Raw genomic sequence first — 12,611 nt, 5'->3', positions numbered from 1 at the left:
GTAAACCGTACGGAGAACCGCGATGAACCTGCTGCTCGCCGAGGTGGCCCAGGCCACCCAGCGGCTGGCCGACGCCGGTGTACCCTCGCCGCGATTCGACGCGGAGGAACTCGCCGCGTTCGTGCACGGCGTCAAGCGGGGCGAGCTGCACCAGGTGCCGGACGAGGACTTCGACGCCCGGTACTGGGAGGCCGTCGCCCGCCGCGAGGCCCGCGAACCGCTTCAGCACATCACCGGCCGCGCCTTCTTCCGCTACCTGGAGCTCCAGGTCGGCCCCGGTGTCTTCGTGCCCCGCCCGGAGACCGAGTCGGTCGTCGGCTGGGCGATAGACGCCGTCCGCGCGATGGATGTCGTCGAGCCGCTGATCGTCGACCTGTGCGCGGGATCGGGCGCCATCGCCCTCGCCATGGCCCAGGAGGTGCCGCGCTCGCGCGTGCACGCCGTGGAGCTCTCCGAGGACGCCCTCAGATGGACGCGGAAGAACGCCGAGGGGTCTCGGGTCACCGTGCACCGCGGAGACGCTCTGACGGCCCTTCCCGAGCTCGACGGCCAGGTCGACCTGGTCATCTCCAACCCGCCGTACATCCCGCTCACCGAGTGGGAGTACGTGGCACCCGAGGCCCGTGACCACGATCCGGAGATGGCGCTCTTCTCCGGCGAGGACGGCCTCGACACCATCCGCGGCATCGAACGCACCGCGCACCGTCTGCTGCGCCCCGGTGGCCTCGTCGTCATCGAGCATGCCGACACCCAGGGCGGCCAGGTGCCGTGGATCTTCACCGAGGAGCGGGGCTGGGCCGACGCGGCCGACCACCCCGATCTGAACCGACGGCCCCGGTTCGCGACGGCCCGCAAGGCCATGCCGTGACCGGCGCCCCGCACCCGCACGACCCGTACCCGTCATACCCGTACATGCTTGAGGAGGCCGGCTGATGGCACGGCGATACGACTGCAACGACGCGACCGACCGTACGACGGGTCTGCGTGAAGCCGCGTCCGCCGTCCGCCGCGGAGAACTGGTCGTGCTGCCCACCGACACCGTGTACGGGATCGGTGCCGACGCCTTCAGTGCCGAGGGCGTCGCCGACCTGCTCGACGCCAAGGGCCGCGGCCGCAACATGCCGACCCCTGTCCTGATCGGCTCCCCGAACACCCTGCACGGCCTCGTCACGGACTTCTCCGAGCAGGCCTGGGAGCTCGTCGACGCCTTCTGGCCGGGAGCCCTCACGCTGGTCGCCAAGCACCAGCCCTCGCTCCAGTGGGACCTCGGCGACACCCGCGGCACCGTCGCCATCCGGATGCCGCTGCACCCGGTCGCCATCGAACTGCTCACCGAGGTCGGCCCGATGGCCGTCTCCAGCGCCAACCTCACCGGACACCCGGCTCCCGAGGACTGCGACGCCGCCCAGGAGATGCTCGGCGACTCCGTCTCCGTCTACCTCGACGGCGGCCCGACGCCCGGCATCGTGCCGTCCTCGATCGTCGACGTCACCGGCAAGGTCCCGGTCCTGCTGAGGGCCGGAGCCCTCTCCGTGGAGGAACTCCGCAAGGTGGTACCGGACCTCGAGGTGGCCAATTGACCGCCCCTGAGGGGCGTGGCATAGCGGGGCGGACCGACACTTTCCGCATCCTCCACGTCAGCACCGGCAACGTCTGCCGCTCGCCGATCACCGAGCGGCTGACCCGCCATGCCCTGGTGGACCGGCTCGGCGACCCGCTCAGCGGCGGCCTGATCGTGGAGAGCGCGGGCACCTGGGGGCACGAAGGCGCCCCCATGGAGGCCAACGCCGAGATCGTCCTCGCCGACTTCGGCGCCGATGCCACCGGCTTCGTCGGCCGCGAGCTCCTCGACGAGCACGTGATCCGCGCCGACCTCGTCCTGACCGCCACCCGGGACCACCGCGCCCAGGTGATCTCGATGGGTCACTCGGCCGGCCTGAGGACGTTCACGCTCAAGGAGTTCACCCGGCTGGTCCGGGCCATAGACCCCGCGACGCTGCCCGACGCGCGCGACGAGGGCGTCGTCGAACGCGCCCGTGCGCTGGTCCGTGCGGCCGCCGCGCTGCGCGGCTGGCTGCTGGCTCCCACCGCCGAGGCGGACGAGGTCTACGACCCGTACGGCGCCCCGATCACGTTCTTCCGTTCCATCGGCGACGAGATCAATCAGGCGCTCGACCCGGTGGTCACCGCACTGACGGGCGTACCGGCCCCGCACTGACGCGCCCGGGCAGCGGGCGGGCGCACGCGTACCGGCCTACATTGGATCCGACGCCAACCCTCCCCAGGCCCGGAGCCGTCAGATGTCGGTCACCACTCCCGCCGCACCGTCCTCCGCCCCCGTCACCACCCTGCCGCAGGACTTCGGCGCCCTGCTCCGGGGAGACCCGGAAATCGCCGACGTGCTGCTGGGGGAGCTGCACCGGCAGTCGAGCACGCTGCAGCTGATCGCCGCCGAGAACTTCACCTCGCCCGCGGTCCTCGCCGCCCTCGGCTCGCCGCTCGCCAACAAGTACGCCGAGGGCTACCCCGGCGCCCGCCACCACGGCGGCTGCGAGCTGGCCGACGCCGCCGAACTCATCGCCGTCCAGCGGGCCACCACGCTCTTCGGCGCCGAGCACGCGAACGTTCAGTCGCACTCCGGCTCCTCGGCCGTCCTGGCGGCGTACGCGGCCCTGCTGCGCCCCGGTGACACGGTGCTCGCGATGGGACTCCCGTACGGCGGGCATCTCACCCATGGCTCGCCCGCCAACTTCTCCGGCCGATGGTTCGAGTTCGTCGGGTACGGGGTCGACTCGGAGAGCGGCCTGATCGACTACGAGCAGGTGCGCACCCTGGCCCGGGCACACCGGCCCAAGGCCATCGTCAGCGGCTCGATCTCGTACCCCCGCCATCCCGACTACGAGGCGTTCCGCGAGATCGCCGACGAGGTCGGCGCGTATCTGATCGCCGACGCCGCGCACCCGATGGGCCTGATCGCCGGGGGAGCGGCGCCCAATCCCGTGCCGTACGCCGACGTGGTGTGCGCCACCACGCACAAGGTGCTGCGCGGGCCGCGCGGCGGCATGATCCTGTGCGGAGCGGAGCTGGCCGAGCGGATCGACCGGGCGGTCTTCCCGTTCACCCAGGGCGGCGCGCAGATGCACACGGTCGCGGCGAAGGCGGTCGCGTTCGGCGAGGCGGCGACACCGGCGTTCGCCACGTACGCCCATCAGGTGGTGACACACGCCCGGGTGCTGGCGGCCGGCCTGGAGGCCGAGGGGTTCGAGGTGACCACCGGCGGCACGGACACCCATCTGATCGTCGCGGATCCGGCGCCCCTGGGCGTCGACGGCCGCACCGCCCGCGAACGGCTCGCGGCGGCGGGCATGGTCCTGGACACCTGCGCGCTGCCTTACGGGGACGCCCGGGGCATCAGGCTCGGCACGGCCGCGGTCACCACCCAGGGCATGAACGACACCGACATGGCGCGGCTCGCGGTGCTCTTCGGAGCTGCGGTACGTAAGGAAGGCGACGTCCGCGCCGAGGTGAGGGAACTGGCCGGGAAATATCCTCCCTATCCGGGGTAGACGCGGTCCATGCAACCATCACCCGTACCTCCGTGTCCTCAAACATGAGGCCGACGTAGTTAAGGTGTGGGCTGAGATGGCCGGCGATATCTGTGGGGCAGCCCGTGCGTGATTACTTGCTGACACTCTGTGTCACGGCCGCGGTGACCTATCTGCTCACCGGCCCGGTGCGGAAGTTCGCCATCGCGGTCGGGGCGATGCCCGCGATCCGTGCGCGTGACGTCCACCGAGAACCGACACCGAGGCTCGGTGGCATCGCCATGTTCGGCGGGCTGTGCGCCGGACTGATCGTCGCGGCCCATCTGTACAACCTCGACAGTGTGTTCCAGCTCTCCAGCGAACCGCGGGCGCTGCTCTCCGGCGCCGCGCTGATCTGGCTGATCGGCGTCCTCGACGACAAGTTCGAGATCGATGCGCTGATCAAGCTCGGCGGGCAGATGATCGCCGCCGCGGTCATGGTCATCCAGGGTCTGACGATCCTGTGGCTGCCGATCCCCGGCATCGGCACGGTCGCGCTCACCCAGTGGCAGGGCACGCTGCTCACCGTCGCGCTGGTCGTCATCACGATCAACGCGGTCAACTTCGTCGACGGCCTGGACGGTCTGGCGGCCGGCATGGTGTGCATCGCCTCCGCCGCGTTCTTCCTCTACACGTACCGGCTCTGGTACGGGCACATGATCGAGGCGGCCGCCCCCGCGACGCTCTTCACGGCGATCCTGATGGGCATGTGCCTCGGCTTCCTCCCGCACAACATGCATCCCGCCCGGATCTTCATGGGTGACTCCGGCTCGATGCTGATCGGTCTCGTGCTGGCCGCCGGTGCGATTTCTGTCACGGGGCAGGTCGACCCGGACGCGATGAAGCTCTTCGCGGGCAGTGAGCGAGAGGCCACGCACGCGATGCTGCCGGTCTTCATTCCGCTGCTGCTGCCGCTGACGATCATCGCGATCCCGGCCGCGGACCTGGTGCTGGCGATCGTCCGGCGCACCTGGAAGGGCCAGTCGCCGTTCGCCGCGGACCGCGGCCATCTGCATCACCGGCTGCTGGAGATCGGCCATTCGCACAGCAGGGCCGTGCTGATCATGTACTTCTGGTCGGCCCTGATCGCCTTCGGTGCGGTCGGCTATTCGGTGCATTCGGCGTCGCTGTGGATCGTGCTGGTGGTCATGGGGCTGAGCGCGGTGGGTCTGGTCCTGCTGCTGATGCCCCGCTTCACACCGCGCGCCCCGCGCTGGGCGGAGCGCTTCGTGCCGCCCCGCTACCGCCGCTGGGACCAGCGGGGCAAGAGGTCCTCAGCCGCGTCCTCAGCCGCGTACGAGGCACAACAGGAGCCCCAGGACCCGCAGATGGGGCAGGACGAGCACGAGCCGCGGGAGCCGGCACGTGTCGTCGTCGGTGTCTCCGGCGTCAACGGAGCGACCGCGATCGGACCCCGTTCGCGCTCCTCGGAAAGTCGTAAGGCCGATTCCGCCCGCTGACGATTCGGACACCGAGGGGCAATACCGGACAGGATGTTGAGTTGTCTTGCTCACACGCGCGGATTAACTCTCATGTGTGACAGCAAGCACACTTTCTTGGTAAAGACCTCATCAAATAGTTTGTGATACCGTTCACTAAGCCCGGTGACACAACCGAAGGACCCTGGTGAGACGGTCCATCGGCCCGAGGCATCGACTCGGACCGGGCCTACGCTCGTCCATGACGACACACTGCCCACCCCCTGCAAGCGGAGCTGCCGCCATGCCGTCCAACGACGTCCGGACTCTCCTTCAAGCCGCCGTACCCACCGCTGTCGCCGGCGCCGTTGCCGTCGCCGTCAGCGGTGGCGTCGCCGGTGGCAAGGGAGCCCTCGGGGCGCTCGTTGCGACCATCGTGGTGGTCCTCTTCATGGGGATCGGCCTTGTGGTTCTGCAACGGACCGCCAGGTCCCTGCCTCACCTGTTCCAGGCGATGGGGCTGATGCTGTACACGGCTCAGCTTCTCCTGCTGTTCATCTTTGTCGCCGCATTCAAGAACACGACGATGTTCAACCCGAAAGCCTTCGCGATCACTCTGGTCGCGCTGACTCTCGTGTGGATCGGCGCTCAGGCGCGTGCGCATATGAAGGCCAAGATCCTTTACGTCGAGCCCGAGTCCGACCAGGGCGACAAGCCCACGAACACGGGCCCGAAGGCGTGAAGGGTAGGGGCGGAATAAGTGCAGGTTCGAGACCCTGCTATCGTCCGGTTCCAACTGCGGCACTGCGGGCGCGGGCATGTGAGCTGACGCCTGCTCGATCGCGAGGCTCAATGCCTGACTGCCGCTCACACATCCGTAACACCAGTCCAGTGCCGAACCGCGGCTGCGCGCCGCGCCGACACAACGAGGTTGCCGTACCTATGCGCCACGCTGAAGGAGCCCGCGGTGAGTGCTGACCCGACACAGGTGCTCGCCTTCGAGACCGATTGCCACATCTTCTCCGGTTGTGGTTTCCCGGGTCCTGGCTTGCACTCTTTCCTGTTCGAGCCGATCTTCGGTGACGCGGACAGCAACGTCTACTTCAACAAGACGATGCTGCTGGCGCTCCTCGGTACGGTCATCATCGTCGGCTTCTTCTGGGCCGCCTTCCGCAAGCCGAAGGTCGTCCCGGGCAAGCTGCAGATGGTCGCCGAGGCCGGTTACGACTTCGTCCGCCGCGGCATCGTCTACGAGACGCTCGGCAAGCGCGAGGGCGAGAAGTACGTCCCGCTGATGGTGTCGATCTTCTTCTTCGTCTGGATGATGAACCTCTGGTCGATCATCCCGCTCGCCCAGTTCCCGGTGACGTCGATCATCGCGTACCCGGCGGGCCTGGCGGCGATCGTCTACGTCCTCTGGATGAGCATCACGTTCAAGCGCCACGGTTTCGTCGGCGGCTTCAAGAACCTGACGGGCTACGACAAGTCGCTCGGCCCGGTGCTGCCGCTGGTCATGGTCATCGAGTTCTTCTCGAACGTCCTGGTCCGGCCCTTCACGCACGCGGTCCGACTCTTCGCGAACATGTTCGCCGGTCACACGCTGCTGCTCCTCTTCACCATCGCCAGCTGGTACCTGCTGAACGGCATCGGTATCGCCTACGCGGGTGTCTCGTTCGTGATGGTCATCGTGATGACCGCCTTCGAGCTGTTCATCCAGGCTGTTCAGGCGTACGTCTTCGTGCTCCTGGCGTGCAGCTTCATTCAGGGCGCTGTCGCCGAGCACCACTGATCGCGCCTCCCCTCCCCCCAGTCGTCCGGTGGCCAACCCCCACCGGTCCGTGAAAGAGAAGGAAGAACTGGCATGTCCCAGACCCTTGCCGCCGTCACCGGTTCCCTCAGCTCCGTCGGATACGGCCTGGCTGCCATCGGCCCCGGCGTCGGCGTCGGCATCATCTTCGGTAACGGCACGCAGGCTCTCGCTCGTCAGCCCGAGGCTGCCGGCCTGATCCGCGCCAACCAGATTCTCGGCTTCGCCTTCTGTGAGGCGCTCGCCCTGATCGGTCTGGTCATGCCGTTCGTCTACAGCTGACGAACTGCGACTAGTCCGTTCCGACGAAAGGCACTGATGTGAACCCCCTGGTTCAGCTCGCGGCGGAAAAGCCTGAGAATCCGCTCGTTCCGCCGATCCCTGAGCTCGTCATCGGTCTGATCGCCTTCGTCATCGTCTTCGGCTTCCTCGCCAAGAAGCTTCTCCCGAACATCAACAAGGTTCTGGACGAGCGCCGCGAGGCCATCGAAGGCGGTATCGAGAAGGCCGATGCGGCCCAGACCGAGGCCCAGAGCGTGCTTGAGCAGTACAAGGCTCAGCTCGCCGAGGCTCGCCACGAGGCCGCGCGCCTGCGCCAGGAGGCTCAGGAGCAGGGCGCCGTGATCCTGCAGGAGATGCGGGCGGAAGGCCAGCGGCAGCGCGAGGAGATCATCGCTGCCGGCCACGCCCAGATCGAGGCCGACCGCAAGGCCGCGGCTTCCGCGCTGCGTCAGGACGTGGGCAAGCTCGCCACCGACCTGGCCGGCAAGCTCGTCGGCGAGTCCCTCGAGGACCACGCCCGGCAGAGCCGCACCATCGACCGTTTCCTCGACGAGCTCGAGGCGAAGGCCGAGGCCGTCCGATGAACGGCGCGAGCCGCGAGGCACTGGCTGCCGCACGTGAGCGTCTCGACGCGCTGACCGACAACACGTCGGTGGACGCGGCGAAGCTCGCCGAGGAGCTGGCCGCCGTCACGGCGCTGCTCCAGCGCGAGGTCTCACTGCGGCGGGTCCTGACCGACCCGTCGCAGGGCGCCGAGGCCAAGGCGGAGCTGGCCGGACGACTGCTGCGCGGTCAGGTGGGCGGCGAGACCGTCGACCTGATCTCGGGCATGGTCCGCTCCCGCTGGTCGCAGTCGCGTGACCTGGTCGACTCGGTCGAGGAACTGGCGAGCACCGCAGATCTCACCGCCGCCCAGCGCAGCGGGGATCTCGACGACGTCGAGGACGAGCTCTTCCGGTTCGGCCGGATCGTCGCCTCCGACAAGGAGCTGCGCGCCGCGCTCACCAACCGGTCCGCGTCCGCCGCTGCCAAGGCTGAGCTGGTGCACAGCCTGCTCGGCGGCAAGGCACGGCCCACCACCGAGCGCCTCGTCGTGCGGCTTGTGACCCAGCCCCGCGGACGTAGCCTGGAAGCGGGACTCGAGTCCCTCTCCAAGCTTGCCGCGGAGCGCCGGGACCGCATGGTCGCCGTGGTCACGTCGGCAGTGCCGCTGAGCGATCAGCAGAAGCAGCGCCTCGGCGCCGCACTGACGGCGATCTACGGTCGGCCGATGCACCTGAACCTCGACGTGGACCCGACGGTCCTCGGCGGGATCGCGGTGCGGGTCGGTGACGAGATCATCAACGGCAGCGTCGCGGAGCGCCTCGACGAGGTGTCCCGCCGCATGGCCGGCTGACACAGCGCAGCAACAGAACAAGCAAGACCAGCGGCCCGGTTGGGCCGTGCAGAAATTGCAGAAGATTCCTGGGGGTCGGCCCCCAGACCCCCTTAAGAAACTTCGGGCCCAACAAGGAGAGCAGGGAACCCAGATGGCGGAGCTCACGATCCGGCCGGAGGAGATCCGGGACGCGCTGGAGAACTTTGTCCAGTCGTACAAGCCGGACGCGGCCTCGCGCGAGGAGGTCGGTACGGTCAGCGTTGCCGGCGACGGCATCGCGAAGGTCGAGGGTCTTCCCTCGGCCATGGCGAACGAGCTGCTGAAGTTCGAGGACGGAACCCTCGGTCTCGCCCTCAACCTCGAGGAGCGCGAGATCGGTGCGATCGTTCTCGGCGAGTTCAGCGGAATCGAGGAGGGCCAGCCGGTGCAGCGCACCGGTGAGGTGCTCTCCGTCGGCGTCGGCGAGGGTTACCTCGGTCGCGTCGTCGACCCGCTCGGCAACCCGATCGACGGTCTCGGCGAGATCGCGACCGACAGCCGCCGCGCCCTCGAGCTGCAGGCCCCTGGCGTCATGGTCCGTAAGTCGGTGCACGAGCCGATGCAGACCGGCTACAAGGCCGTCGACGCCATGGTGCCGATCGGCCGCGGCCAGCGTCAGCTGATCATTGGTGACCGTCAGACCGGTAAGACCGCTCTGGCCGTCGACACGATCATCAACCAGCGCGACAACTGGCGCTCGGGCGACGTGAAGAAGCAGGTGCGCTGCATCTACGTCGCCATCGGTCAGAAGGGCTCCACCATCGCCTCCGTGCGCGGTGCCCTGGAAGAGGCCGGCGCGCTCGAGTACACGACCATCGTCGCCGCCCCGGCGTCCGACCCGGCCGGCTTCAAGTACCTTGCGCCGTACACCGGTTCGGCCATCGGTCAGCACTGGATGTACCAGGGCAAGCACGTCCTGATCATCTTCGACGACCTCTCGAAGCAGGCCGACGCCTACCGCGCCGTGTCGCTGCTGCTGCGCCGTCCGCCGGGCCGTGAGGCCTACCCGGGCGACGTCTTCTACCTCCACTCGCGTCTGCTGGAGCGCTGCGCGAAGCTCTCCGACGCGATGGGTGCCGGTTCGATGACGGGCCTCCCGATCGTCGAGACCAAGGCGAACGACGTGTCGGCGTTCATCCCGACCAACGTCATCTCCATCACCGACGGTCAGTGCTTCCTGGAGTCCGACCTGTTCAACGCCGGCCAGCGTCCGGCCCTGAACGTCGGTATCTCGGTCTCCCGTGTCGGTGGCTCCGCCCAGCACAAGGCGATGCGCCAGGTCTCCGGCCGTCTCCGTGTCGACCTCGCCCAGTACCGCGAGCTGGAGGCGTTCGCCGCCTTCGGTTCCGACCTGGACGCGGCCTCGAAGGCGTCGCTGGAGCGCGGTAAGCGCATGGTCGAGCTGCTGAAGCAGCCGCAGTACTCCCCGTACCCGGTCGAGGAGCAGGTCGTCTCCATCTGGGCCGGCACCACCGGCAAGATGGACGACGTCCCGGTCGAGGACATCCGTCGCTTCGAGAGCGAGCTGCTGGAGTACCTGCGCCGTGAGCGCAAGGATCTCCTGACCAGCATTGCCGAGGGCGCCAAGATGTCCGACGACACGCTGCAGTCGGTCGCCGACGCGGTGGCCGCCTTCAAGCAGCAGTTCGAGACCTCGGACGGCAAGCTTCTGGGCGAGGGCTGATCGATGGGCGCTCAGCTTCGCGTTTACAAGCGCCGCATTCGCTCCGTCACCGCCACGAAGAAGATCACCAAGGCGATGGAGATGATCGCCGCTTCGCGCATCGTCAAGGCGCAGCGTCAGGTGGCGGCGTCGACGCCGTACGCGACCGAGCTCACCCGTGCGGTGACCGCGGTGGCGACCGGCTCCACCACCAAGCACCCGCTGACCACCGAGGCCGACGCACCGGCACGGGCCGCGCTCCTGCTCATCACGAGCGACCGCGGTCTGGCCGGCGGTTACTCCTCCAACGCCATCAAGGCGGCGGAGCGACTGACCGAGCGCCTGCGCGGTGAGGGCAAGGAGGTCGTCACGTACGTGATCGGCCGCAAGGGTGTCGCCTACTACGGATTCCGCGAGCGCAAGATCGAGGATTCGTGGACGGGCTTCACCGACAGCCCGACGTACGCGGATGCGAAGCGGGCTGCGGCTCCGCTGATCGAAGCGGTCACCCAGGAGACCGCCGAGGGTGGCGTGGACGAGCTGCACATCGTCTTCACCGAGTTCATCTCGATGATGACGCAGAACCCGGTGGAGAGCCGGATGCTGCCGCTCAGCCTCGACATCACGAAGGACGAGGACGGCAAGGGCGAGCTCCTGCCGCTGTTCGACTTCGAGCCGTCGGCGGAGGACGTCCTCGACGCCCTGCTTCCGCGGTACGTCGAGAGCCGGATCTACAACGCACTGCTGCAGGCCGCTGCTTCCGAGCACGCTGCCCGCCGCCGCGCGATGAAGTCGGCCACCGACAACGCCGGAGATCTCATCAAGAGCCTCTCCCGGCTTGCCAACGCGGCCCGCCAGGCCGAAATCACCCAGGAAATCAGCGAGATCGTCGGCGGTGCCAGTGCGCTGGCCGACGCGACCGCGGGGAGTGACAAGTAATGACGACCACAGTTGAGACGGCCGTTGCCACGGGCCGCGTCGCCCGGGTCATCGGCCCGGTCGTCGACGTGGAGTTCCCCGTCGACGCAATGCCGGAGATCTACAACGCGCTGACCGTCCAGGTGGCCGACCCGGCCGAGAACGGCAAGCTCAAGAAGCTGACGCTCGAGGTCGCCCAGCACCTCGGTGACGGCGTCGTCCGCGCGATCTCGATGCAGCCCACCGACGGTCTGGTCCGCCAGGCCCCGGTGACCGACACGGGTACCGGCATCACGGTGCCGGTCGGCGAGATCACCAAGGGCAAGGTGTTCAACACCCTCGGTGAGATCCTGAACAAGCCCGAGGCCGAGGCCGAGGTCACCGAGCGCTGGCCGATCCACCGCAAGGCGCCCAACTTCGACCAGCTCGAGTCGAAGACCGAGATGTTCGAGACCGGCGTCAAGGTCATCGACCTTCTCACCCCGTACGTCAAGGGTGGAAAGATCGGTCTGTTCGGTGGTGCCGGTGTCGGCAAGACCGTTCTGATCCAGGAAATGATCTACCGCGTGGCCAACAACCACGACGGTGTGTCGGTGTTCGCCGGTGTCGGCGAGCGCACCCGTGAGGGCAACGACCTCATCGAGGAAATGGCCGACTCGGGCGTCATCGACAAGACGGCGCTTGTCTTCGGTCAGATGGACGAGCCCCCGGGCACCCGTCTCCGTGTCGCGCTTGCCGGTCTGACCATGGCGGAGTACTTCCGCGATGTGCAGAAGCAGGACGTTCTCTTCTTCATCGACAACATCTTCCGGTACACCCAGGCCGGCTCCGAGGTCTCCACGCTGCTCGGCCGTATGCCGTCCGCAGTGGGTTACCAGCCGAACCTGGCCGACGAGATGGGTCTGCTGCAGGAGCGCATCACGTCGACCCGCGGTCACTCGATCACCTCGATGCAGGCGATCTATGTCCCCGCGGACGACCTGACCGACCCGGCGCCGGCGACCACCTTCGCCCACCTGGACGCGACGACCGTTCTGTCGCGTCCGATCTCGGAGAAGGGCATCTACCCGGCGGTCGACCCGCTGGACTCGACGTCCCGCATCCTGGACCCGCGCTACATCGCGGCGGACCACTACGAGGCCGCCATGCGTGTCAAGGGGATCCTCCAGAAGTACAAGGACCTCCAGGACATCATCGCGATCCTCGGTATCGACGAACTGGGCGAGGAGGACAAGCTCGTTGTCCACCGTGCCCGTCGTGTCGAGCGCTTCCTGTCGCAGAACACCCACGTCGCCAAGCAGTTCACCGGCGTGGACGGTTCGGACGTGCCGCTCGACGAGTCGATCGCCGCGTTCAACGCGATCTGCGACGGTGAGTACGACCACTTCCCGGAGCAGGCGTTCTTCATGTGCGGTGGCATCGAGGACCTCAAGGCCAACGCCAAGGAGCTCGGCGTCTCCTGAGCCCATGGCTCACCGAGGGGGGCGGGTGCGTCCCGTCCCCCTCACCACGCCCCGTAGAA

Annotated in this window: 13 protein-coding genes; all 13 read left to right on the top strand. The window is 68.0% G+C overall.

The genetic code is table 11. From position 1 onward, the window contains the following. The first annotated feature begins 22 nt into the window (after positions 1–22). On the top strand, positions 23–868 hold the full coding sequence (gene prmC / locus OG395_RS20985; RefSeq protein ID WP_327244333.1) for a peptide chain release factor N(5)-glutamine methyltransferase: 846 nt from the start codon (positions 23–25) through the stop codon (positions 866–868). A gap of 64 nt (positions 869–932) precedes the next feature. Beyond that, on the top strand, positions 933–1,580 hold the full coding sequence (locus OG395_RS20980; protein WP_327244332.1) for an L-threonylcarbamoyladenylate synthase: 648 nt from the start codon (positions 933–935) through the stop codon (positions 1,578–1,580). Next, a complete protein-coding gene (locus OG395_RS20975) occupies positions 1,577–2,218 on the top strand; it encodes an arsenate reductase/protein-tyrosine-phosphatase family protein (protein WP_266981456.1) in 642 nt (213 codons plus the stop codon). The genes OG395_RS20980 and OG395_RS20975 overlap by 4 nt, the downstream gene beginning before the upstream one ends. 82 nt (positions 2,219–2,300) lie before the next feature. Beyond that, on the top strand, positions 2,301–3,566 hold the full coding sequence (glyA, locus tag OG395_RS20970; protein ID WP_327244331.1) for a serine hydroxymethyltransferase: 1,266 nt from the start codon (positions 2,301–2,303) through the stop codon (positions 3,564–3,566). Between the two features lie 92 nt (positions 3,567–3,658). Next, a complete protein-coding gene (locus OG395_RS20965; RefSeq protein ID WP_327244330.1) occupies positions 3,659–5,044 on the top strand; it encodes an MraY family glycosyltransferase in 1,386 nt (461 codons plus the stop codon). A gap of 262 nt (positions 5,045–5,306) precedes the next feature. Next, positions 5,307–5,744 (top strand): hypothetical protein, encoded by a 438-nt coding sequence (locus tag OG395_RS20960; protein ID WP_327244329.1) that lies wholly within the window; start codon positions 5,307–5,309, stop codon positions 5,742–5,744. A gap of 210 nt (positions 5,745–5,954) precedes the next feature. Next, a complete protein-coding gene (gene atpB, locus OG395_RS20955; RefSeq protein WP_266990472.1) occupies positions 5,955–6,791 on the top strand; it encodes a F0F1 ATP synthase subunit A in 837 nt (278 codons plus the stop codon). 72 nt (positions 6,792–6,863) lie between these two features. Beyond that, the gene (gene atpE, locus OG395_RS20950; protein ID WP_030386954.1) at positions 6,864–7,091 is read left to right on the top strand and encodes an ATP synthase F0 subunit C; all 228 of its coding nucleotides are present in this window, start codon (positions 6,864–6,866) and stop codon (positions 7,089–7,091) included. Positions 7,092–7,129: 38 nt separating this feature from the next. Continuing rightward, the gene (locus OG395_RS20945) at positions 7,130–7,675 is read left to right on the top strand and encodes a F0F1 ATP synthase subunit B (protein ID WP_266981449.1); all 546 of its coding nucleotides are present in this window, start codon (positions 7,130–7,132) and stop codon (positions 7,673–7,675) included. After that, complete coding sequence (locus OG395_RS20940) at positions 7,672–8,487, top strand: F0F1 ATP synthase subunit delta (protein WP_327244328.1); 816 nt, start codon at positions 7,672–7,674, stop codon at positions 8,485–8,487. The genes OG395_RS20945 and OG395_RS20940 overlap by 4 nt, the downstream gene beginning before the upstream one ends. A gap of 133 nt (positions 8,488–8,620) precedes the next feature. Then, on the top strand, positions 8,621–10,192 hold the full coding sequence (atpA, locus tag OG395_RS20935) for a F0F1 ATP synthase subunit alpha (protein ID WP_327244327.1): 1,572 nt from the start codon (positions 8,621–8,623) through the stop codon (positions 10,190–10,192). A gap of 3 nt (positions 10,193–10,195) precedes the next feature. Then, positions 10,196–11,110, top strand: coding sequence for a F0F1 ATP synthase subunit gamma (locus OG395_RS20930; RefSeq protein WP_327244326.1), 915 nt, complete (start codon positions 10,196–10,198; stop codon positions 11,108–11,110). Further along, on the top strand, positions 11,110–12,552 hold the full coding sequence (gene atpD / locus OG395_RS20925; protein ID WP_327244325.1) for a F0F1 ATP synthase subunit beta: 1,443 nt from the start codon (positions 11,110–11,112) through the stop codon (positions 12,550–12,552). The genes OG395_RS20930 and atpD overlap by 1 nt, the downstream gene beginning before the upstream one ends. Positions 12,553–12,611: the final 59 nt, after the last annotated feature.

The organism is Streptomyces sp. NBC_01320, assembly GCF_035974375.1.
Lineage (GTDB): Bacteria > Actinomycetota > Actinomycetes > Streptomycetales > Streptomycetaceae > Streptomyces > Streptomyces yanii.
This window is presented reverse-complemented; position numbering and strand designations above follow the sequence as displayed.

Bases quoted from the DNA above. Each gene is read 5' to 3' on its own strand.
- OG395_RS20930 (WP_327244326.1), top strand. From the start codon at position 10,196: ATGGGCGCTCAGCTTCGCGTTTACAAGCGCCGCATTCGCTCCGTCACC.
- OG395_RS20960 (WP_327244329.1), top strand. From the start codon at position 5,307: ATGCCGTCCAACGACGTCCGGACTCTCCTTCAAGCCGCCGTACCCACC.
- atpA (WP_327244327.1), top strand. From the start codon at position 8,621: ATGGCGGAGCTCACGATCCGGCCGGAGGAGATCCGGGACGCGCTGGAG.
- atpE (WP_030386954.1), top strand. From the start codon at position 6,864: ATGTCCCAGACCCTTGCCGCCGTCACCGGTTCCCTCAGCTCCGTCGGA.
- glyA (WP_327244331.1), top strand. From the start codon at position 2,301: ATGTCGGTCACCACTCCCGCCGCACCGTCCTCCGCCCCCGTCACCACC.
- atpD (WP_327244325.1), top strand. From the start codon at position 11,110: ATGACGACCACAGTTGAGACGGCCGTTGCCACGGGCCGCGTCGCCCGG.
- prmC (WP_327244333.1), top strand. From the start codon at position 23: ATGAACCTGCTGCTCGCCGAGGTGGCCCAGGCCACCCAGCGGCTGGCC.
- OG395_RS20980 (WP_327244332.1), top strand. From the start codon at position 933: ATGGCACGGCGATACGACTGCAACGACGCGACCGACCGTACGACGGGT.
- OG395_RS20940 (WP_327244328.1), top strand. From the start codon at position 7,672: ATGAACGGCGCGAGCCGCGAGGCACTGGCTGCCGCACGTGAGCGTCTC.